The 18,792-nt window shown below is 72.4% G+C and carries 19 protein-coding genes and 1 tRNA gene; 10 read left to right on the forward strand and 10 right to left on the reverse strand.

Translation table 11 applies throughout. The annotated features are described in order from the left end of the window. The first annotated feature begins 198 nt into the window (after nt 1-198). Nucleotides 199-1,122, forward strand: a complete 924-nt coding sequence (locus EBO15_RS21480) for a DUF1906 domain-containing protein (protein ID WP_122196220.1) — start codon at nt 199-201, stop codon at nt 1,120-1,122. Between the two features lie 122 nt (nt 1,123-1,244). Here the strand turns inward: EBO15_RS21480 and EBO15_RS44330 are convergent, their stop codons facing one another. Further along, the gene (locus tag EBO15_RS44330; RefSeq protein ID WP_157429628.1) at nt 1,245-1,394 is read right to left on the reverse strand and encodes a hypothetical protein; all 150 of its coding nucleotides are present in this window, start codon (nt 1,392-1,394) and stop codon (nt 1,245-1,247) included. 313 nt (nt 1,395-1,707) lie between these two features. Between EBO15_RS44330 and EBO15_RS21485 the strand changes: the two genes are divergently transcribed. Further along, entirely contained in the window at nt 1,708-2,058 is a 351-nt protein-coding gene (locus EBO15_RS21485; RefSeq protein WP_199744717.1) for a DUF4234 domain-containing protein, read from the forward strand. A 92-nt stretch (nt 2,059-2,150) separates the two neighbouring features. Here EBO15_RS21485 and EBO15_RS21490 read toward each other — a convergent pair whose 3' ends face one another. Next, nucleotides 2,151-3,773: a long-chain fatty acid--CoA ligase gene (locus tag EBO15_RS21490; protein ID WP_122196222.1), complete on the reverse strand. Its 1,623-nt coding sequence runs from the start codon at nt 3,771-3,773 to the stop codon at nt 2,151-2,153. Between the two features lie 137 nt (nt 3,774-3,910). Then, nucleotides 3,911-4,516: a SigE family RNA polymerase sigma factor gene (locus tag EBO15_RS21495; protein WP_122196223.1), complete on the reverse strand. Its 606-nt coding sequence runs from the start codon at nt 4,514-4,516 to the stop codon at nt 3,911-3,913. 350 nt (nt 4,517-4,866) lie between these two features. Between EBO15_RS21495 and EBO15_RS21500 the strand changes: the two genes are divergently transcribed. Together EBO15_RS21500 and EBO15_RS21505 are read left to right on the forward strand one after the other, a co-directional pair. After that, the gene (locus EBO15_RS21500; protein ID WP_122196224.1) at nt 4,867-5,877 is read left to right on the forward strand and encodes a hypothetical protein; all 1,011 of its coding nucleotides are present in this window, start codon (nt 4,867-4,869) and stop codon (nt 5,875-5,877) included. Further along, a complete protein-coding gene (locus EBO15_RS21505) occupies nt 5,871-6,872 on the forward strand; it encodes a MauE/DoxX family redox-associated membrane protein (RefSeq protein ID WP_199744718.1) in 1,002 nt (333 codons plus the stop codon). Before EBO15_RS21500 ends, EBO15_RS21505 begins: the two co-directional genes overlap by 7 nt. Nucleotides 6,873-7,233: 361 nt before the next feature. Here the strand turns inward: EBO15_RS21505 and EBO15_RS21510 are convergent, their stop codons facing one another. Both EBO15_RS21510 and EBO15_RS21515 read right to left on the reverse strand, forming a co-directional pair. Then, nucleotides 7,234-8,418 carry an ATP-binding protein gene (locus EBO15_RS21510; RefSeq protein WP_233616343.1) on the reverse strand — a complete coding sequence of 395 codons (1,185 nt, stop codon included), beginning with the start codon at nt 8,416-8,418 and terminating at the stop codon, nt 7,234-7,236. Nucleotides 8,419-8,990: 572 nt separating this feature from the next. After that, nucleotides 8,991-10,001, reverse strand: a complete 1,011-nt coding sequence (locus EBO15_RS21515; RefSeq protein WP_122196226.1) for a pirin family protein — start codon at nt 9,999-10,001, stop codon at nt 8,991-8,993. A 144-nt stretch (nt 10,002-10,145) separates the two neighbouring features. Here EBO15_RS21515 and EBO15_RS21520 point away from each other — a divergent pair, with 144 nt between their 5' ends. Beyond that, complete coding sequence (locus tag EBO15_RS21520) at nt 10,146-10,604, forward strand: MarR family winged helix-turn-helix transcriptional regulator (RefSeq protein WP_122196227.1); 459 nt, start codon at nt 10,146-10,148, stop codon at nt 10,602-10,604. Between the two features lie 187 nt (nt 10,605-10,791). Here EBO15_RS21520 and EBO15_RS21525 read toward each other — a convergent pair whose 3' ends face one another. Beyond that, a complete protein-coding gene (locus tag EBO15_RS21525; RefSeq protein ID WP_122196228.1) occupies nt 10,792-11,187 on the reverse strand; it encodes a hypothetical protein in 396 nt (131 codons plus the stop codon). A 196-nt stretch (nt 11,188-11,383) separates the two neighbouring features. On the opposite strand from EBO15_RS21525, the gene EBO15_RS21530 reads away from it, so the two are divergent. Continuing rightward, nucleotides 11,384-12,241, forward strand: a complete 858-nt coding sequence (locus EBO15_RS21530; RefSeq protein ID WP_122196229.1) for a M15 family metallopeptidase — start codon at nt 11,384-11,386, stop codon at nt 12,239-12,241. Between the two features lie 35 nt (nt 12,242-12,276). On the opposite strand, the gene EBO15_RS21535 is transcribed toward EBO15_RS21530, so the two are convergent. Together EBO15_RS21535 and EBO15_RS21540 are read right to left on the reverse strand one after the other, a co-directional pair. Next, on the reverse strand, nt 12,277-12,459 hold the full coding sequence (locus tag EBO15_RS21535; protein WP_122196230.1) for a hypothetical protein: 183 nt from the start codon (nt 12,457-12,459) through the stop codon (nt 12,277-12,279). Nucleotides 12,460-12,492: 33 nt separating this feature from the next. After that, on the reverse strand, nt 12,493-13,362 hold the full coding sequence (locus EBO15_RS21540; RefSeq protein ID WP_122196231.1) for an alanyl-tRNA editing protein: 870 nt from the start codon (nt 13,360-13,362) through the stop codon (nt 12,493-12,495). A gap of 76 nt (nt 13,363-13,438) precedes the next feature. Between EBO15_RS21540 and EBO15_RS21545 the strand changes: the two genes are divergently transcribed. Together EBO15_RS21545 and EBO15_RS21550 are read left to right on the forward strand one after the other, a co-directional pair. Further along, nucleotides 13,439-13,528, forward strand: a tRNA-Ser gene (locus EBO15_RS21545). 109 nt (nt 13,529-13,637) lie between these two features. Then, nucleotides 13,638-14,288 (forward strand): hypothetical protein, encoded by a 651-nt coding sequence (locus tag EBO15_RS21550; RefSeq protein WP_122196232.1) that lies wholly within the window; start codon nt 13,638-13,640, stop codon nt 14,286-14,288. 2 nt (nt 14,289-14,290) lie between these two features. Here EBO15_RS21550 and EBO15_RS21555 read toward each other — a convergent pair whose 3' ends face one another. Next, nucleotides 14,291-14,656 carry a signal peptidase I gene (locus tag EBO15_RS21555; RefSeq protein WP_122196233.1) on the reverse strand — a complete coding sequence of 122 codons (366 nt, stop codon included), beginning with the start codon at nt 14,654-14,656 and terminating at the stop codon, nt 14,291-14,293. 68 nt (nt 14,657-14,724) lie between these two features. Further along, a complete protein-coding gene (locus EBO15_RS47085) occupies nt 14,725-17,115 on the reverse strand; it encodes a MinD/ParA family ATP-binding protein (RefSeq protein WP_325051931.1) in 2,391 nt (796 codons plus the stop codon). Between the two features lie 171 nt (nt 17,116-17,286). On the opposite strand from EBO15_RS47085, the gene EBO15_RS21565 reads away from it, so the two are divergent. Together EBO15_RS21565 and EBO15_RS21570 are read left to right on the forward strand one after the other, a co-directional pair. Next, on the forward strand, nt 17,287-18,249 hold the full coding sequence (locus tag EBO15_RS21565; RefSeq protein WP_122196252.1) for an NAD(P)H-quinone oxidoreductase: 963 nt from the start codon (nt 17,287-17,289) through the stop codon (nt 18,247-18,249). 10 nt (nt 18,250-18,259) lie between these two features. After that, the gene (locus EBO15_RS21570) at nt 18,260-18,790 is read left to right on the forward strand and encodes a bacterial proteasome activator family protein (RefSeq protein ID WP_122196234.1); all 531 of its coding nucleotides are present in this window, start codon (nt 18,260-18,262) and stop codon (nt 18,788-18,790) included. Nucleotides 18,791-18,792: the final 2 nt, after the last annotated feature.

The raw sequence follows: 18,792 nt of genomic DNA on the forward strand, positions 1-18,792 counted from the left end.
GGACGTCCGGACAATAGGGCCCACTCTGGATACACCCACGTACCCCTTCAGCACCATTCGAACCTGGGAAGAATCACCGCGCAGGGGTTTCCCTATGCCCCCGAACCCGGCTACTCGGGCGTTTGGGCTGAACCCAGGCGTCGAACATGGGACAGTGCCCTCGGATCGGCCCGCCGCCACCGACAGGAGGGAGCCGAGGTGAGCATCTTCGGCATCGACTACGCCTGGGGACGTCCCGGCACCAGCGCGCTGAAACGCGCCGGGGTGAGGTTCGTCTGCCGGTATCTCTCGCACGACTCGTCCGGCAAGAGCCTGACCAGGGCCGAGGCGGACCAGCTGTCGCGCGCCGGGCTGTGGCTGGTCGTGGTGTGGGAGAGCACCGCGTCGCGCGCCCTCGCCGGACGCGCCGCCGGTGTCGCGGACGCGACGGAGGCCGCCAGGCAGGCCCGCGCGTGCGGGATGCCCGCGGACCGTCCGATCTACTTCGCGGTCGACTTCGACGCGTCGTCCGCCCAGCAGGCGGCGATCAACGCCTACCTGGACGGCGCCGCCGCCGTCATCGGGCGCTCGCGCGTCGGCCTGTACGGCGGGTACGCCCCGGTCAAGCGCGCGTTCGACGCCGGGAAGATCCGCTGGGGCTGGCAGACGTACGCCTGGTCGGGCGGACGCTGGGACGAGCGCGCGCAGCTCCAGCAGTACTCCAACGACCACACGGTCAACGGCGTCGGCGTCGACTACGACCGCGCCGTCCACGCCGACTACGGCCAGTGGCGCGTCGGGGTGAGCCCGACTCCGCCGACGACCCCGCCGCACCCCCCGACGGAAGAGGACGACATGCCCTACGGCCGGCTCATCAACGGCGCGAACGCCGTCACCCCGATCGCGTTCCCGACCGGGTTGAAGTCGATCGGCTTCCTCTGCGACAACGGCCTTCAGAAGCTCGCCCCCGCGAAGCTGCGCATCGCCGTGCACGACAAGCACGGCTGGTCGATCGACCAGGTGACGGTGGACAGCGCCAAGGCGAAGGTGGTCGTCCACTTCAAGGACCCGTCGACCACGGACGGCGTGTCCGTGCAGCGCCTGGACGACGGTCAGGTCAACGTCGCCTGGAACGCCTCCTAGCCGTCCCGTTCCCGCTGACCGTCCCCGTCCCCGTCCCGGTCGCCAATCCATACGAAGGCCCCCTGCGCGCACGAGGTTCATATGCGCAGGGGGCTTCTTTCTTTCGCGGAGCGGGGCGCGGATCAGCGGGCGCGTTCGACCACGCAGCCGCAGGGCTTCAGAGCCAGCAGGTCGTCCCCGGCGGGTTCGGCCTCGCGGACGAGGGTTCCGCACATCGGGCAGCAGGACAGGTCGGCGCGCGGCGCGCCGTCAAGATCGCTCGAAACCGTCACGACGGCCCAGCCTAGCCCCGGCCGTGTCCGCGTCCGGCGAGGGGCGCGGCGCTTTACCGACTGCCGACGGCCCGTGGCGTGGAGCGTGGCGTGTCCGTCCCCTCGGGGGACATCAGGGAACGCCGAGGTGTCAGTTTCGGCCACTTTCATGCAATTCCGGAAAATAAGCGGCGTGACGGGACGATCTACGAAAGGGTGTCAGACTCCGCGAATCACCCGTGGTTCGCGCCAGCCCCGACGTAATCCCTGCCAGCCACGCGTTCTCACACGCGATATCGCAGGACACCGACATGTCACCGGAGGAAACCGCACCGTGAAGCAGCGCAATCTCTTCGCCGTCTGGCTCGGTCTGCCGATCATCACGCTCGGCATCTACGGACTCGTCTGGATCTTCAAGATCCACGACGAGATGAACCGCTCCTACCCCCAGAACGGCGCGTCCAGCGCGGGATCGGCCCTGTGCTCGGTGCTGTTCGGCTTCATCACCCTCGGCATCTGGCCGCTGATCGTGGTCATCAAGTTCGGCACCGGCATCGCCGAGGCGCAGCGCCGCGCCGGCCGCCAGCCCAGCTTCAGCCAGGGCCTCGGCATCCTGCTGCTGATCTTCGGCTTCGGCCCGCTGTACTACCAGAACGAGCTGAACAAGATCGCCACCCAGCGCTGATCGGCGTCCGGCGCGTCCCTGAACGCGCCGTGAGCGGGCCGCCGCGGACCCGGGAGACCTCCCGTCCGCGGCGGCCCTTCCGCTTCCCGCGCTCAGCCCAGGCGTTCGACGGTGAGGTCGCCGTCGGCGTAGCGGCGGCGGATCACCTTCTTGTCGAACTTCCCGACGCTCGTCTTCGGCACCTCGGCGATGAACGCCCAGCGCTCCGGAAGCTGCCAGTGCGGGACGTGCTCGCCGAGGAACCCGCGCAGGTCGTCCGCCGTCGTCGCCGCGCCCTCGCGCAGGACGACCGACGCGAGCGGACGCTCCTGCCAGCGGTCGTCCGGGACGCCGACGACCGCCGCCTCGATGACGTCCGGATGGGCCATCAGCCGGTTCTCCAGCTCGACCGAGGAGATCCACTCGCCGCCGGACTTGATGACGTCCTTGGCGCGGTCGGTCAGCACGAGGTAGCCGTCCGGGCTGAGCGTCCCGACGTCGCCGGTGCGCAGCCAGCCGTCATGGAACCGGCCCGCGTCCTCGTCCTTGAGGTACGCGCCGGTGATCCACGGCCCGCGGATCTCGACCTCGCCCACCGACACGCCGTCGTTCGGCATGATCCGGTCGCCGTCCCCGACGATCCGGACCTCCAGCCCCGCCAGTACGCGTCCCTGCGAGACCCGGTACCGGACGGCGTCGTCCCCGTCCACGCCGAGCGGCGGACGCGCGAACGTCGCGACCGGCGAGGTCTCCGTCATCCCCCACGCCTGGACGATCGGGACGCCGATCTCGTCGAAGCCGCGCAGCAGCGACTCCGGCACCGCCGACCCGCCGCACGGCACGAGCCGCAGCGACGACAGGTCCCCGCCGTGCTCGCGGACGTGGCGCAGCACGTCCGCCCAGATCGTCGGGACGGCGCCCGCGACCGTCGGACGCTCCGTCTCGATCAGCTCGACGAGAGGCGCGGCCTGGAGGAACCGGTCCGGCATGATCAGGGACGCCCCGGCGAGCAGCGCCGCGTACGGGAACCCCCACGCGTTCGCGTGGAACATCGGGACGACCGGCATCATCCGGTCGGACGCGTCGAGCGCGAACGCGTTGCCCGTCGCGGCGGACATCGAGTGCAGGTACGACGACCGGTGCGAGTACGCGACGCCCTTGGGGTTCCCGGTCGTGCCGCTGGTGTAGCAGACGGCCGCGGCCTGGCGTTCGTCCAGCTCAGGCCAGTCGAACTCGGGTGACGCGGCGGCCAGCAGCTCCTCGTAGGAGTGCAGTTCCTTGCCCGCGCCCGCGAGCGGCGCGGTGTCGGCGTCCCCGGCGACGACCACGTGCCGGACGGTCTTCATGTCCGGCAGGACCGGCGCCAGCAGCGGCACGAGCGACGCGTCCACGAGGACGACCCGGTCCTCGGCATGGCCCGCGATGTAGGCGAGCTGGTCCGGGGACAGCCGGATGTTCAGCGTGTGGAGGACCGCGCCCATGGACGGGACCGCGAGGTACGCCTCGAGGTGCTCGGCGTTGTTCCACATGAACGTCCCGACCCGCTGGTCACCGTCCACGCCGAGGCCGCGGAGCGCGTTCGCGAGTCGCGCGGCCCGCTCGCCGACCTCCGCGCACGTGCGGCGCCGCGGGCCGTCCGCCGTCCAGGTCACGACCTCCCGCGTCCCGAACACCCCGGTCCCGAACCGCATGATCGAGGTGATGGTCAGCGGGACGTCCTGCATCGTGCTCCACACGGCGCGTCCTCCAGTGTCCGGCTCCAGGTGGTGAACCGGATTCTGTCCGCTGGACGCCCCGCTTGTCAGTACCCCGGAGTCAACTCGAAGACGCTCCTTACCAGCCCCGATGTCGCTCCTCACGCGCCGACATGACGTCAGGCGGATCCGTCTCCGTCGTCCGGGGCGTCGGTGGAGGGACGGGGGCGCGGGCCGGTGTCGTCCGGGTGCGGTTGGTCGCCGGTGTCGTCGTGGACGTTCGGCTGCGGGAAGTCGGCCTCCAGGCCCGCGTCGTCGCGGAGCTTGGCCATGGCGCGGGAGACGGTGCTCTTCACGGTGCCGACGCTGATGCCGAGGATCTCCGCGATCTCGGTCTCGGGCATGTCCTCGTAGTAGCGCAGGACGACGGCGGCGCGCTGCCGGGCGGGCAGGCGGCCGAGCGCGCGGCCGAGGGCGTCCTGCATCTCGCTGCGCCCGGTGTGGTCGTCCACCGGGCGGTCGGGGAGCTCGTCGGTCGGGTAGACCTCGAACCTCTTCCGCCGCCACCAGGAGATCTGCGTGTTGACCATGGCCCGCCGGACGTAGCCGTCGACGGCGGCGCGGTCGTGGATCCGGTCCCAGGCGAGGTAGGTCTTGGCGAGGGCGGCCTGAAGCAGGTCCTCGGCCTCGGCGCGGTCGCCGGTGAGCCGCATCGCGGCGCGCAGCATGACCGGCCCGCGCGCCGCCACGTACGCGCGGAACTCCTCGTGCCGCGTGCTGGTCACTTCACCACCGAGCCACCTCAACACCGGGTCCGTACAACACCGAGTCCGTTCGGAAGCGGGTCTGCTCGACAGCGGGTCGCTTCACGACCGAGCCCGGTCCGGGCGGGGGCCGGCGCCCGGACGGCCGCGCGCCGCGACCGCCGCCGAAGATCCCGACCCGCTTCGACGATGGCACGGTGATCGTCATTACGGGCCAACAGATTCGGCATATTCGGGTCAACCCGGTGGAGGATGATTCCCCCGAGTAGGGGAAAAGCAATGCGCCCAACGACTTATGACGACAAATCCGTCGACAGGGGGACCACACCGCGTGAATCTTGACTCCACCGACTGACAGCCGGAGGACACCCATGCCCGCACAGCGCGACCCGTCCGCCCGGCGGCGCTACCGCCGCGCCGTGCTGGGCGGCGCGCCGCCGCCGTCCGGGCCGGGCGCCTCTCCACTCCGGGTCCTGACCGGGACGGTGCTCGACGCGAGCCCGCACGTCCTGGTGCTGGCCACGGCGACGGGGGAGGCCCGGCTGCCGATGACCGCGACCACGGCGGTGTGGCACGGCGGGCGCGGGGGCGCCGCCGCGCTGCGTCCGGGACGGCAGGCGCTGGTCAGGATGGACGCGGACGGCCTCGCCGCCGACCGCGTCTGGCTCGACATCGGGCGGGTGACCGGAACCCTCCTGTCCGCCCGCCCGGACACGCTGGAGGTGGACCTCGGCCCGCATCGGGGCCGGGCCCGGGTCGCCCTCGATCCGCGGTCCTCACAACTCGTCCAGGTGCGGCATCCACGGCTCGAACCGGGCTACCTCGTGGACGTGCTGTGCGTCCGCTCGCCCGCCGGGCCGCGCGCGGTCGGGCCCGCGACGTCCCAGCCGGGACACCGCGCCGACGCTCTCGCCTCCCCCGCGCCGGACGCGCCCGTGCCCCCGGAGACGCGCGGCACCGCGACCTGGTGGGGCTGGCCCGGCGCGCCGCAGAGCACCGGCATGGGCGACGGCACGACGTTCGCCGCCGGGCCGGGGGGAGATCCGCCGGGACACGCCGTCGCGTATCCGGCGGTCGAGGGGGAGGACGCGGCCGGGGGGTGCGGGGAGGCGCCGCCCGGCTGCGTCCCGCTGCCGCTGCTGTCGATCGGCGGCGGCCTGGACGTGGTCAACGACTGCTCCGGACGCGGCGCGACGCTGACCGTGGCCGAGTGCGGATGCGTCGCGGCCCGGTTCTGCGACCGGTGCGTCGAGTGCGGGACGTCCCCGCGCGGCCGGATCGCCGAGCTCGGACCCGCGGCGTTCGCGGCCCTCGGAGGGGACCTGGACGCCGGATGCTTCAACGTGACGGTGCGGTGGGGAGCGGAGGGCCGGGCATGGTGACGGTGGTGGAGAACGTCCAGGTCCTGCTGCTGGCGGGAGTCCTGCTGGCGGCGTGCCTGGCGAAACTGGCGGTGCGCGAACCCGTCGCCGACGTCCCGCACGGGCACGGCGGACTGCGGGTGCACGGCGTCCCGGTCGCGCAGCGGCCGGCGCGGGCGCTGCTCCTGCTGCGCGGACGGCGGGCCGGTCTCGTCCTGGGCCTGGTCGAGGGGGTGCTCGGACTGGCGCTGCTGCTGTCGTCGCAGTTCCTGGTGCGGGTCGTCGCGACGATCGGCTTCGCGGGCGCGACCTGGGCGGTCATGGAACTGCGGGCCCACCGTCCCGAGGCGGGCTGCGGCTGCTTCGGCGGGCTCAGCGTGAAGCGCGTCGGACGGCGCAGCGTGGTCCGTGCGATGCTGTTCACGGCGGCGGCCGTCGTGTCGCTCGGCGCGTCCCGCGCGGGCCTGGAGGTGCCGCGCCTCGGCACCGGCCGCGTCGCGGGCGTCCTCGCCCTGGAGCTGGCGCTGTTCGCCTCGCTCTCCCCCGAACTGGCCGTCCTCTGCGGACGCGGCAGGGGAGACGCCCGCGCTCGCGCCCTCGCCGTCGGACGCCGCGCCCGGCGGGACGTCCCCTGCGAGCGGCGGCACAGCCCGATCGAGGAGACCCTTGCGACCCTGCACGCCAGCGGCGCCTGGCTCACCTTCGAGAACTCCCTGGTCAGCGCCGCCCCCCTGGACGTCTGGCGCGAGGGATGCCACCGCTTCCTCGTCTACCGGGCCCGCCTGCGCGACACCGACATGGACCTGGTCTTCGCCGTCTCCACCGCCGCCCGCGCCCGCACCGTCGACCACGCCCTCCTCCCCCTCCAGGCCACGCCGCCGCCGGTCCCGGCGTCTCCGGCTCCGCCGCCTCCAGCCGTGGTGGTGCCGGCCGCGGTGGTGCCTGCCGTGCTGACGCGCGCTGTGCCGCCCTCGTCGTCGTCGGCGTTCCCCCTGGCCGCGCCGACTCCGGCGTGATGGCGACCCCGGCGGCGGCCTCGAACGCCGCCGCCCGCCTCGCGTCCTGACCGGGGGAGGCCGTGGCGAGTTCGGATGTGTTGAGGCTGGCCGTGAGTGTTCTCTAAGCCTTTCTTGAGGCAGCGCGAGATGGCCGTAGAGAACGCGATGGGATGACCCATCGGGAAATCTACGGCTCTCTAGTCCTTACGCTAGACAGCCGGATACTTCACTCGTCAGTGCTTTCTACGCCTCTCTGGTGCTGACACAAGACAGCACTAGAGAGCGGTAGGAGTGCGGGGTCGATGTGACCGTCTACCGGGTTCTACCTGCGACGTTAGAGAGTCGTAGAGAGTGCTGACGAGAAGGCGGCCCGGGGCGATCAGGCCGGTTGAGAGCGCAGGAAGCCGCCGAAGTGCGGGACGGTGAAGGCCACCAGGCCGCGCTCGGCGCTGTAGATCAGTCCTTTCTTGATCAGGCCGTCGCGGGCGGGCGAGAGGCTGGACGGCTTGCGGCCCAGCTCCTCGGCGACGGCAGCGGTGGGGACGGGGTCGTCGCCGAGCGCGGCCATGGCGCGCATGTAGTCGCGCTCGGCGGGCGTCGCGCGCTCGTAGCGGCTGCCGAAGAAGCCGACCGCGAGCTCGCTCTCCGCCTCGGGCGCCGCGACCTTGATGTCGTCGACGGTGATCGGGGTGTCGGGGGCGACGTCCCAGGCGACCTTGGCGTAGGCCTGGACGAAGTAGGGGTAGCCGTCGGCCGCGCCGTACAGGGCGTCGAGGGCGTCCTGGGTGAAGGTGACGTCCTCGCGCTCGGCCGGGGCGAGCAGTGCCACGTCGGCGGACTCGCGGTCGAGCCGGTCGATGCGGGTGTACCGGAACAGCCGCTCGGAGTAGGACTTGCTCGCCGACAGGACGGCGGGCAGGTGCGGGAGGCCCGCGCCGACGACGATCAGCGGGCCGCCGCTCTGCGACAGCTCGTGGCACGCGGCGCACAGCGCGGACACGTCGTCGGCGGGGACGTCCTGCATCTCGTCGACGAACAGGGCGATGCCCGCGCCGACGTCGGTGGCGACGGACGCCGCGTCCGCGAGCAGCTCGGTCAGGTCGATCTCGAGGTCGCCGGAGTCGGCGCGGCCGCGTGAGGCGGGCACGTCGATGCCCGGCTGCCAGCGGTGCACGCGCGCCTTCCCCTTGGCGTCCTCCTCGGGCCCGGCCTGCGCGAAGGCCTTGAGCACGCCGAGAAAGCCCTCGATGCGGTCCGGCGCGCGGTGCCGGGGCGCCAGCTCGCGGACGGCCATGTGCAGCGCGGACGCGACAGGACGGCGGATCGACTGGTCGGGCCGAGCCTCGATCTTGCCGGTGCCCCACAGTCGCTGCATGGCCATGGACCGGAAGGTGTTGAGCAGGACGGTCTTGCCGACGCCGCGCAGCCCGGTGATGATCATGCTGCGCTCGGGCCGGCCGCGGGCCACCCGCTCCAGCACGACCTCGAACTGCTTGAGCTCGCGGTCGCGCCCGGCCAGTTCGGGCGGGCGCTGGCCCGCGCCCGGGGCATAGGGATTGCGCACGGGATCCACGGTCTCGGACTCTATGAGCCGATATAGCTGCGGCCGTAGATTTCCATAGAAAGGCGTACGGCGTGTCGCGTGCGTTCGCACCCGCGTCTGCGGATGCGAGCGGGCGGCCACCGTCGCCACCATGCGGACCTCCCGGCGGAGCGGGTCGAGGGCTGATCGAACCTGTGTTCGAACTGTTCGAACACAGTAGCGCACGCTCGCGACGTCCGTCATCCCGCCGCGCAAAGAAACGACCACGCCTCACGAAGGCGTGGTCGTTTCGCGTGGATTGCCCCGACAATGAGCGCGTTTCCGCTCGTCCGGCCCCGGATTTCGGCCGTCCGGCACCCCTCCTTCAGGACGTCCTCCGGTGCGCGGAGTTGGGGCGCCGCCCCGGGTGGACGGACGCGGCCGACCCTCGTTGGCCGCGTGCCGTCGCCCCCGGGACGGCGGGTCGGCGGGTCAGGCGGACTCGAGGACGGCCTGGCCGGTGCGATGGGCGGACCCGGACCCGGACCCGGAATCGGACGCGGCGCGGACGTCGCGTCCGGGGAGGGGGAGGGGAGGGATCGGGTGGAGACGCGTTACGAGAGCTTCTCGTCGCGCTCCGAGAGGTGCGGGATCTTCTCGGCCGGGATGGTCCCCATGCGTCCGGCCTGGAAGTCCTCGAACGCCTGGACGATCTCGTCGCGCGTGTTCATCACGAACGGCCCGTACCGGGCGACCGGCTCGCGCAGCGGCATCCCGCCAAGGATCAGCACCTCCCAGCCGTTCCTGCCGGCGGTCGGCTGAGTCTCGGCCGCGTGCAGCATCAGCCCGTCGGTCTCACCCTGGTGGTGCGAACCGGCGAACGCGGCGAGCCGGCCCTCGTCCAGGGCGACCTCCTCGACGCCCACCGTCCCGCGTCCGGACAGGACGTAGGCGATGGCGTTGAAGTCGCGCGGCCACGGCAGCGTGAGCCGCGCGCCCGGGGCGATGGTCGCGTGCAGGTAGGTGATCGGGGTGTGGGTGACGCCCGGACCGTCGAACCCGCCGACCTGCCCGGCGATCACGCGGACCAGGGACGAGCCGTCGTCGGACGACAGGAGCTTGACGTCCCGCGCGCGGATGTCCTGGTAGCGGGGCTTGGCCCACTTCTCGGACCGCGGCAGGTTCACCCAGAGCTGGACGCCGTGGAACAGGCCGCCCTTGGTGACCAGCTCCGGCGGCGGCTGCTCGATGTGCTGGATGCCCGCGCCGGCGGTCATCCACTGGGTCGCGCCGTCCGAGATCAGGCCGCCACCGCCGGTGGTGTCCTGGTGCTGGAAGGCGCCGTCGAGGATGTAGGTGACGGTCTCGAAGCCGCGGTGCGGGTGCCACGGGGTGCCCTTGGCCTCGCCGGGCGCGTACTCGACCGCGCCCATGTGGTCCAGGAGCAGGAACGGGTCGGCCATGGCCAGGCTCACGGACGGGAACGGGCGGCGGACCTGGAAGCCCTCGCCCTCCAGGTGCTTCTCGGCGGTGACGACCTTGGCCACGCGCCGCCAGTCGGTGCCCTCCCGGCCCAGGCGCGGGAGGCGGGGCAGGGTCATCGGGTCGGCCAGTACGGCGGGCATGGCGTCTCCTCTCGGTCGCGTCCCGGGCCGTCCGCCCAGGGCTGCTTGTCCACCGGAACACTGTTGAAGGTTCAAGTATTCCGGCCGAGATCCACTGTAGGCGAACTTAGTTGAAGATTCAACCTAGGAGCTATACTCCCCCGCATGACTGAACCGCGCTGGCTCGGCGCCGCCCAGCAACGCGACTGGCGGGCCTTCGTGGACGGCAGCGTCCGCCTCACCGAGATCATGGACCGGGACCTCAAGGCCAAGCACGGGCTGTCGGTCTCGGAGTACGAGATCCTCGTCCGCCTGTCCGAAGCCCCCGAACACCGGCTGCGCATGGCCGAGCTCGCCGAGCACGCCAGCCAGTCCCGCAGCCGCCTCTCCCACACCTGCTCACGACTGGAGTCCAAGGGCCTGGTCCGCCGGGACAACTGCCCCAACGACAAGCGCGGCGTGTACGCGTTCCTCACCGACGAGGGATTCGAGGCCCTCGACCGCGCCGCCCGCGACCACGTCGAGACCGTCCGCGACTACTTCGTGGACGTCATCGACCCCGCCGACCTCGAGGCGATCGGACGGGCCTTCACCGCCGTCCTCAAACGCATCGACAACGGCTGACCCCCACCACCCACCCCGCACACCCCACCCCGCACACCCCACCCCGCACACCCCAACCGCGCACACCCCACCGCATCCCGCCAGGCGAGGAACGACCACCGACCGTCGACACCCGCCTGGCGGCCCGTCCCCTACTCGTCGGCCCCTACCCGCCGGCCCGGACGTGACGTCGATGGTCGGGCGTAGGTCAGAAGTCGAGGCCGGTCAGGAAGCCGACGGAGACCAGGGTCAGGAACGCCCAGCAGACCATCATCCCGAAGCCGAACGGACGCCCCCGTCCCCCGACCTTCCACACCAGCAGCGAGCCGAGCCCGAACGCGACCACGATCAGCGCGACGAACTGCGGCAGCGTGCTCGGACGCTTCGACATCATCATCGGCCCGTACATCATCACGAGGTCGATGAGCGTGAAGCTCACCGCGCCCGCCGCGCCCGTCCACAGGTCGTTACGTCCGGGCAGCCGGGGAGGCCGCTCCCAGCGCAGGCGCGGCCGTTCGGTCGGCGGCGGTTTCTCCACCGTGGCCGCCACCGAGAAGATCTCGTCCTCCAGGCTGGGCACCTGGTCGTCCCGCGGTTGCGTCATCGCTCCCCCTCGGACCGGGCGGGGGCCCGCATCCACGGCGTGTCCGCACCGGACCGGTCGTTCGCTGGACGGATTCGGGTCGTCCACCACCCGGAATCCGGTCGTCCGTCGGCCGCCCGCGAGGGCACGCCCTTCATCGCACGGTAGCGAATCCAAGGTCCCACGCGAAGGCCGTTCACCGTGCCATCCTGCTGGAATGCCGTTGCACCGGACTCCCAGCTCCCGGATCCGTGCCGTCCGCGGCGACGCCGCCGGACCGGTCCGCCGCTCGTACGCGCGCGTCCCCGCACCAGCCCGGACGGCCCGTCGCGCCGCCGCGTTCACCGTCACGCTCGCGCTCGCGTCGGCGGCCGCGACCGGATGCGGCCATGGGGAATCGAAGCCCGCGTCGAGCTCGTCACCCGCCACGCCGCCCGTCGCGCCGGGCTCACCGACCGGGACCGTCGGCACCGCCACCGCCACGGCGTCCCCGACGCAGGACCTCAACCGGTTCCAGGCGCAGGTCAACAAGGTGACCGCGAAGGACCTGGCGCACTCGTGGCACTCGGGCTGCCCGGTCCCGCCGTCCGGGCTCCGGATGATCGTCATGAACTACTGGGGCATGGACTCCCGCCCGCACGCGGACGGCAGGCTCGTCGTCAACGCGTCCGCCGCGAACAAGCTGACCGGCGTGTTCCGCAAGCTTTTCGAGAACAAATACCCGATCCACAAGATGGTGCCGGTCGACGCCTACAAGGGCAGCGACTTCGACTCCATCGAGGACGACAACACCTCGGCGTTCAACTGCCGCAACGCGACCGGATCGGGCAGCTGGTCGCAGCACGCCTACGGGCTCGCGATCGACATCAACCCCTGCGAGAACCCGTACGTCACGGCGTCCGGGCACATCGACCACCCGCGCTGCGTGAAGTTCGGCGACCGCTCGCGCCGCGACCCGGGACTGATCCACGCGGGGGACTCGACGGTCAAGGCGTTCGCCTCGATCGGCTGGGGCTGGGGCGGCTCGTGGGTCGGCACCCGCGACTACCAGCACTTCTCCAGCAACGGCCGCTGACGGCGGGGAGTGGGGACGCCGGGGGACGCTTCCGGCTACATCATCGTGACGAGCGCGACCGCCAGCGCGGCGACGACGACCACCACGGCGACGATCCCGACGATGAGCCCGACGTTGCCGCCGGACACCTTCGGCTCGGCCTGCTGCTGAGCCTGCGCCACGAAATTCTCGAACTGGTGCGTCGTTCCGGCCGGATCATTCGGCATCTGCTGAGACATGCGGTGAAGAGTAACGGAAGCCTTCTGTGCGTTTCATGCCGTTTCGACTCTTGTCTCGACGACCAGTTCGTCCCCGGATTCCGAGAGTTCCAGCCGGACACGCGCGTCGGACAGTTCGCCCGTCCGCCGCAGATGAGTGCCGCCGCACGGCAGGGACGCGGTGCCTTCCGGCAGGTCGCAGCGCCAGACGCGGCGCGCCGCGAGATCCGCGGACGGCACCCCGATCCGCACCGGCGCGTCCGCCGCGATCCACCCCGCGAGCCGCGCGTCGACCGACGCCGTGATGCCGTCGAGCTCCTCGCGCAGACCGTCCGCGGTGAACCCCTTCTTCCGCAGCGACTTCCCGATCCGGTAGGTGTCGACGCTGCCGTCCGGGACGATCCGGGACGCGGTGATCGCGAGCTGGTCGAAATCGGGGCGGCCCAGGCCGTCGGTGCGCGGCGCGTCCCTGCGCCACCGCTCCGCGAGCGCCTCGTTCAGCGCGAGCGCCATCAGGTGGCAGGCGGTGTGCCCGGCCGACAGCGCCCGCCGCCGCACCGGCTCGACGTCCAGCTCGACCAGCTCGTCCTCCGGGACGCGCCGCTCCAGCACGTGCACGACCAGCCAGGCCCAGTCCGGGTCACCGCGCCGGACCGGGATGTCCTCCCCGGTCAGCAGCGCGCCGCCGGACAGCGGGACCGCCCCCGTCACGCAGTCGGCGACCCGCAGCTCCAGCTCGTCCCAGCGCAGCACACCGGTGTCGCCGGGCTGGTCGGGCCAGGTGGCGTCCAGCGGATGGAACGGCGTCTCCACCACGATCACGCCGTAGCCGCCGTCCACGGGCGCGGCCGCGACCACCCGCGACCGGCCGCTGACCTCGCCCACCGGGAAGGTCACCGCGGTCGACTCCTTGATGTCCCCCATCTTGTGAAGCTACCAATCGGGCCCGTCCGCCCCGGACGTCGCCCTCATTCCGCACGCTAAGGTTGGGGATGCCCCAGGAGGCTTCGCCTAGTGGACGAGGGCAACGGTCTTGAAAACCGTCGAGCCGGCACCGCCGGTTCCGTGGGTTCGAATCCCACAGCCTCCGCGTACAGAACTCCCGACGACGCCGGGGGTTCTCTTTTATCCGGCGTCCTCGGACGACCCTTTGCCCCTTGTTGGCGGGCGGCTTGTGGCGGCTCCGAAATCATCGAACGGTGCCGAAGCCGAGCAAAGGGACGTCCGAGGCCAACGCGCTGGCGCTCGGCGGCCTGCTCTTCCTGCTGCTGCGGCTGCTCGCCGTCGCGCACTACGACTGGGACGTGGCGTTCTCGCTCGCCGACAGCGTCAACTTCAACGACGTGATCGGCGTGGTCGTCGGCACGTTCCTCGGCGCGGGCAGCCTCACCGCGATCATCCTGGCCCTGATCCTGCCGGTCGCGTTCCTGCACCACTACAAGCGGCTGCGCGACCGGGACTGGCGTCCGCACCACCTGGTCATGCTGGCCGTCCTGGTCGGCGTGTTCGTCGCCGCCGTGATCACCCTCCGGGACTGGGCGACGCTGCTGGTCGTCCTGGTGATCAGCACCGCGTTCATGATCGTCGTCCTGCGCGACGGCCCGGGGCGTCCCTGGCTGGAGAAGGCGTCCTCGCACCTGGGCGTCACCGTCTGGCTCGGCCTGTTCGCGCTGGCCGGACTCACCGACACGGTCTGGGTGCCCGAGGCGATCCTCACCCTGAGGGACGGCGGGACGGTCAGCGGCTACATCATCGACGTCCACAGCCCGTACACCGAGGTGCTGACCGCGCACGGCCGGCAGATCCGCGTCGTGATGAGCCAGGACGTCGTGTCGCGCGCCGAGAAGTAGCCCTACGCGTGCGGGACGGCGAACCCGGGGATCGACGGCCACCGGACGGTCAGCACCGTCGACGCCTCCTCGGCCTCCCACGAGTGGTCGACCTTGTCCCAGACGACATAGTCCCCCCGCTCGGCGAGGACCACGTCCCGCCCGGGGAACTCCATCCGGAACCGCCCGCTGACCAGCACCAGCAGGGCCGTCCGCTCATCACCGGTGGCCCACTGCGCCCGCCGCTCACCGGCCGGATGCACGCCCCACTTGATCTCGACGGCCGCACTGTGCCGGAGATCCCCCTCGGGCTTGAAGTGCCCGAGCAGCCACCCCCGGTCGCCCGCCGCGTCGACAGGCGCCCGCCCCACATAGATCCCGTCCCCCACAATCCCCGACCCTAGCCCCACACCGCACAGCGTGGGGTGGGGTGGGGTGGGGTGGGTGGGGCCCGGGGTCAGGTCGCGTTCGGGCGCTGCCAGGCGAAACCGTCGCCGACCACGGCCGCGAGGTGCAGGTACGCCTCGCGGGTGGCGGGGGCGAGCGCCTCGAGCTCCAGCTCCGCGCCCTCCTCCAGGTGGTCGTCGTAGGGAATGCGGACGACGGCGCGGCAGCGCGACTCGAAGTGCGCCTGGAGCTTGTCCAGATCGACCTGGCTGCGGGTGCGGTTGCGGACCATCGACAGCACCACCACGCCGTTGCGGACCAGGTGGCCGTGGTCGTGCGCCTCCAGCCAGTCGAGCGTCGCGCTCGCCGAACGCGCGCCGTCCACCGACGGCGAACTCACCAGGACGAGCTGGTCGGCGAGCGCCAGGACGCCCGCCATCGCGCTGTGCAGCAGGCCGGTGCCGCAGTCGGTGATGCAGACCGAGTAGTACTGCTCCAGGACGACCGCGACGGCGGAGTAGTCCTCGGCGCTGAACGCCTCGCTGACCGCCGGGTCGCGGTCGGACGCCAGGATCTCCAGCCGCGCCTCGTTCTGCGACGTGAACGCGCGGACGTCGGCGTACCGGTGCACCCGGTCACGGCTGTTCAGCAGGTCGCGGACCGTCGCGGCCGTCTCCAGCCGGACCTTGTCGCTCAGCGTCCCGCGGTCCGGGTTGGCGTCCACCGCGATCACGCGGTCGCCGCGCAGCGACGACAGCATCGAACCGAGCCCGGTCGTGGTGGTCGTCTTGCCGACGCCGCCCTTCAGCGACATCACCGCGACCCGGTGGTGCCCGCCCGCGACCATCGTCCGGGCGCGCGCGACCAGGTCCTTGCGGCGCAGCTCGGACGACGACTCGCCCGGGTGGACGTTGCCCGCGGTCGCCTTGTACACCGCGCGCCGCCACCCGCCGGACGGCGCGATCTTGCGCTCGCCGAGCAGGTTCTCCGAGCTCAGGCTCTCAGGAGCCTGCGGCTGCGGCGGATACCCCGGCTGCGCGGGCTGCCCGGGCTGCGGCGCGTACCCCGGTCCGGCGGGAGCGCCGTGCGCCCCGGGCGGCGGGACGACCATCCCGGGATGCCCGCCCTGCGCGTCCGCGGGCGGAATCGGGATCCCCTGCGGCCCCATGTCGGCCGGGAACCCGCCGTCCGGTCCGGGCATGAACCCTCCGGACACGGGCCCACCCGCGGGTCCGGGGCCCCCGGGCATGAACCCGCCGTCCGGCGCGGACGACGGGAACCGTCCTCCAGGCGCGGACGAGAAACCACCATCGACCCCAGGAACCCCAGGCGCGAACCCACCGTCGGGGCCAGGCGCGAAACCGCCCTCGGGGGCAGGCATGAAGCCGCCCTCGGGGCCGGGGCCTGCGCCGGGCGCGAAGCCGCCGTCCGGTCCGGACGTCGGGAAGCGTCCGTCGGGCGCGGGCGGGAAGCCTTCATCGGAGCCGGGCGCACCCGGGGCTCCAGGCGCGCCAGGCGCGAAGCCGGCGTCCGGTCCGGGGACGAGGCCGCCGTCAGGGCCGGGCGTGAAGCCGCCCTCGGGAACGGCGTTCGTGTCCGGGACGGGTGGGCCCGCGGGGTCGGCGGACGGGGGACGCTCGCCGAGCGCGGCCGGGTACGCCGGGAAGGCTCCCGGGTCGCCGAACTGGTCGGGGCCGGGAGGCGGCGGGACGGGGGCGTTGCCGGGCGGGTACGGCGCGTCCATCGGGGGCGGGCCCCAGCCCGCGCCGGGGTCGCCCGCCGGGTAGGGCGGAGGCGGGACGGCCGGGACGCCGAAGGGCGGCGGGACCTGCCCGTCCGGTCCGGGCATGCCGGGGCCGGGGCCGGGGGCGCCGGGGAAGCCGGGACCGCCGTTGGGTCCGGGCGCGCCCGGGTACGGCACCGGCGGGACGGGCGTGGACTCGTAAGGCTGGGGGCCGCCCGCGAACGGCGGCGGGGTGGTCGCGTAGGGCGGGGGCGAGGGAAGGTCGCCGTAGGGCATGTCGCCGTAGGGGACGGGCGGCGCCGGAGGGCCGTCCAGCGGGGGCGGCGGGGTCAGCCACGGGTTCGCGTCGTCCGGCCCGGACGGCTGCGGGCCGCCGATCGGCCCGGGCGCGGGCCCGATGGGGCCGGGAGCAGCGCCCATGGGGCCAGGGCCGGGGCCGGGGCCGGGGCCGATGGGCCCGGGAGCGGGGCCGATCGGGCCGGGGGCGGGGCCGATGGGTCCGGGCGCCGGATAGGAGTCGGTGCCGGGCTGAGGGGCGGGCGCGGGCATGGGCGGGTCGAAGGTCGTCGCGTCGGCGTCCGTCTCGGGCTTCGGCTCGCCGGGCCTCTCGGCCGAGGGGGAGGGCGGACGATCTCCGTCGGCGGGTTCGCCGCTCATCGCGTCCAGGGAGGCGAGGCGCTCCTCCAGCGAAGGACCGTCATGATCGTTCCGTGCCACCGTCACTCCCCTCGGCGCTGCCATTAAACGATCTTTTACCGACATGGGGCGACGGCAACGACCAAGAGCAGGATACCGACGCTTCTTACCGCATATCACGGCTGTTGCGCGCCTTTTCCCGGTGGGCGGGAGGCCGTTCCGGGCGGTTCGCCGCCCGGTAGCGTGAGCTTCATGCACGCCATCGTGATCCGCGAGCCCGGAGACCCCGACGTCCTCCAGTGGGACGAGGTGCCCGATCCCGCTCCCGGCCCCGGCGAGGTCTTGGTCGACGTCGCCGCGAGCGCCGTGAACCGCGCGGACGTGCTGCAGCGGCTGGGCTTCTACGAGCCTCCGCCCGGCGCGTCCCGGTATCCCGGGCTGGAGGCGTCCGGCCGGATCGCGGCGCTCGGCGAGGGCGTGACCGGCTGGAACGTCGGCGACGAGGTGTGCGCGCTGCTCGCGGGCGGCGGCTACGCCGAGAAGGTCACGGTCCCCGAGGGGCAGCTCCTGCCCGTCCCGAAGGGCGTCGACCTGGTCGAGGCGGCCGGGCTGCCCGAAGTCGTGTCCACGGTGTGGTCCAACGTCTATATGCTCGCGGACCTGCGTCCGGGCGAGCGGTTCCTGGTGCACGGCGGAGGCAGCGGCATCGGGACGATGGCGATCCAGCTCGCGCACGCCCTCGGATCCGCGGTCGCCTGCACCGTCGGCGGCGACGAGAAGGCCGCACGGTGCCGCGAACTCGGCGCGGACGAGGTGATCAACTACCGCGAGGACGATTTCGTCCAGCACGGCCCGTTCGACGTCATCCTCGACAACATGGGCGCGAAATACCTGGCCCGCAACGTGAACGCGCTCGCGGTGAACGGACGGCTCGCCGTCATCGGCCTCCAGGGCGGCGCCCGCGCCGAGCTCGATCTGGGCGAACTGCTGCGGAAACGGGGCGCTGTGCACGCAACCTCCCTGCGCGCCCGTCCGTTGGACGAGAAGGCCGAGATCGTGCGGAGCGTCCGCGAGCACGTGTGGCCGCTGCTCGAATCGGGAAGGGTCCGTCCGATCGTGGATCGGACCGTCCCGATGGCCGAGGCCGCGCACGCCCACCGCCTGCTGGAGGACGGCGCGCACGTCGGCAAGATCCTGCTGACCCTGGAAAAATGAGGTGTGTGAGATGACGGAGCCTTCGCAGAACCGGCCGGAGCAGGAGCCGCAGGTCCTGGTGGTCGGCCCCAACGGGATCGCGCTCGAGGGCGCCCCGGGCGACCCCGACAAGGACGAGAAGTCGGTCGCCGAGATGGTCGAGCAGCCCGCGAAGGTCATGCGGATCGGCGGGATGATCCGGCAGCTTCTGGACGAGGTCAAGGCCGCCCCGCTGGACGAGGCGAGCCGGGCCCGGCTGCGGGAGATCCACAAGGCGTCGATAAAGGAACTCGAGGACGGCCTGGCGCCCGAGCTGGTCGCGGAGCTGGAGCGCCTGTCGCTCCCCTTCACCGAGGGCAACGTCCCCAGCGAGAGCGAGCTGCGGATCGCGCAGGCGCAGCTGGTCGGCTGGCTGGAGGGCCTCTTCCACGGCATCCAGACCACGTTGTTCGCGCAGCAGATGGCCGCGCGCGCCCAGCTGGAGCAGATGCGCCGCGCCCTCCCGGCGGGCGTCGTCCAGGAGGAGCACGACAGCCACCACCAGTCCGGGCCCTACCTGTAGCG

This window comes from Actinomadura harenae (genome assembly GCF_003696215.1).
Classification (GTDB): Bacteria; Actinomycetota; Actinomycetes; order Streptosporangiales; family Streptosporangiaceae; genus Spirillospora; species Spirillospora harenae.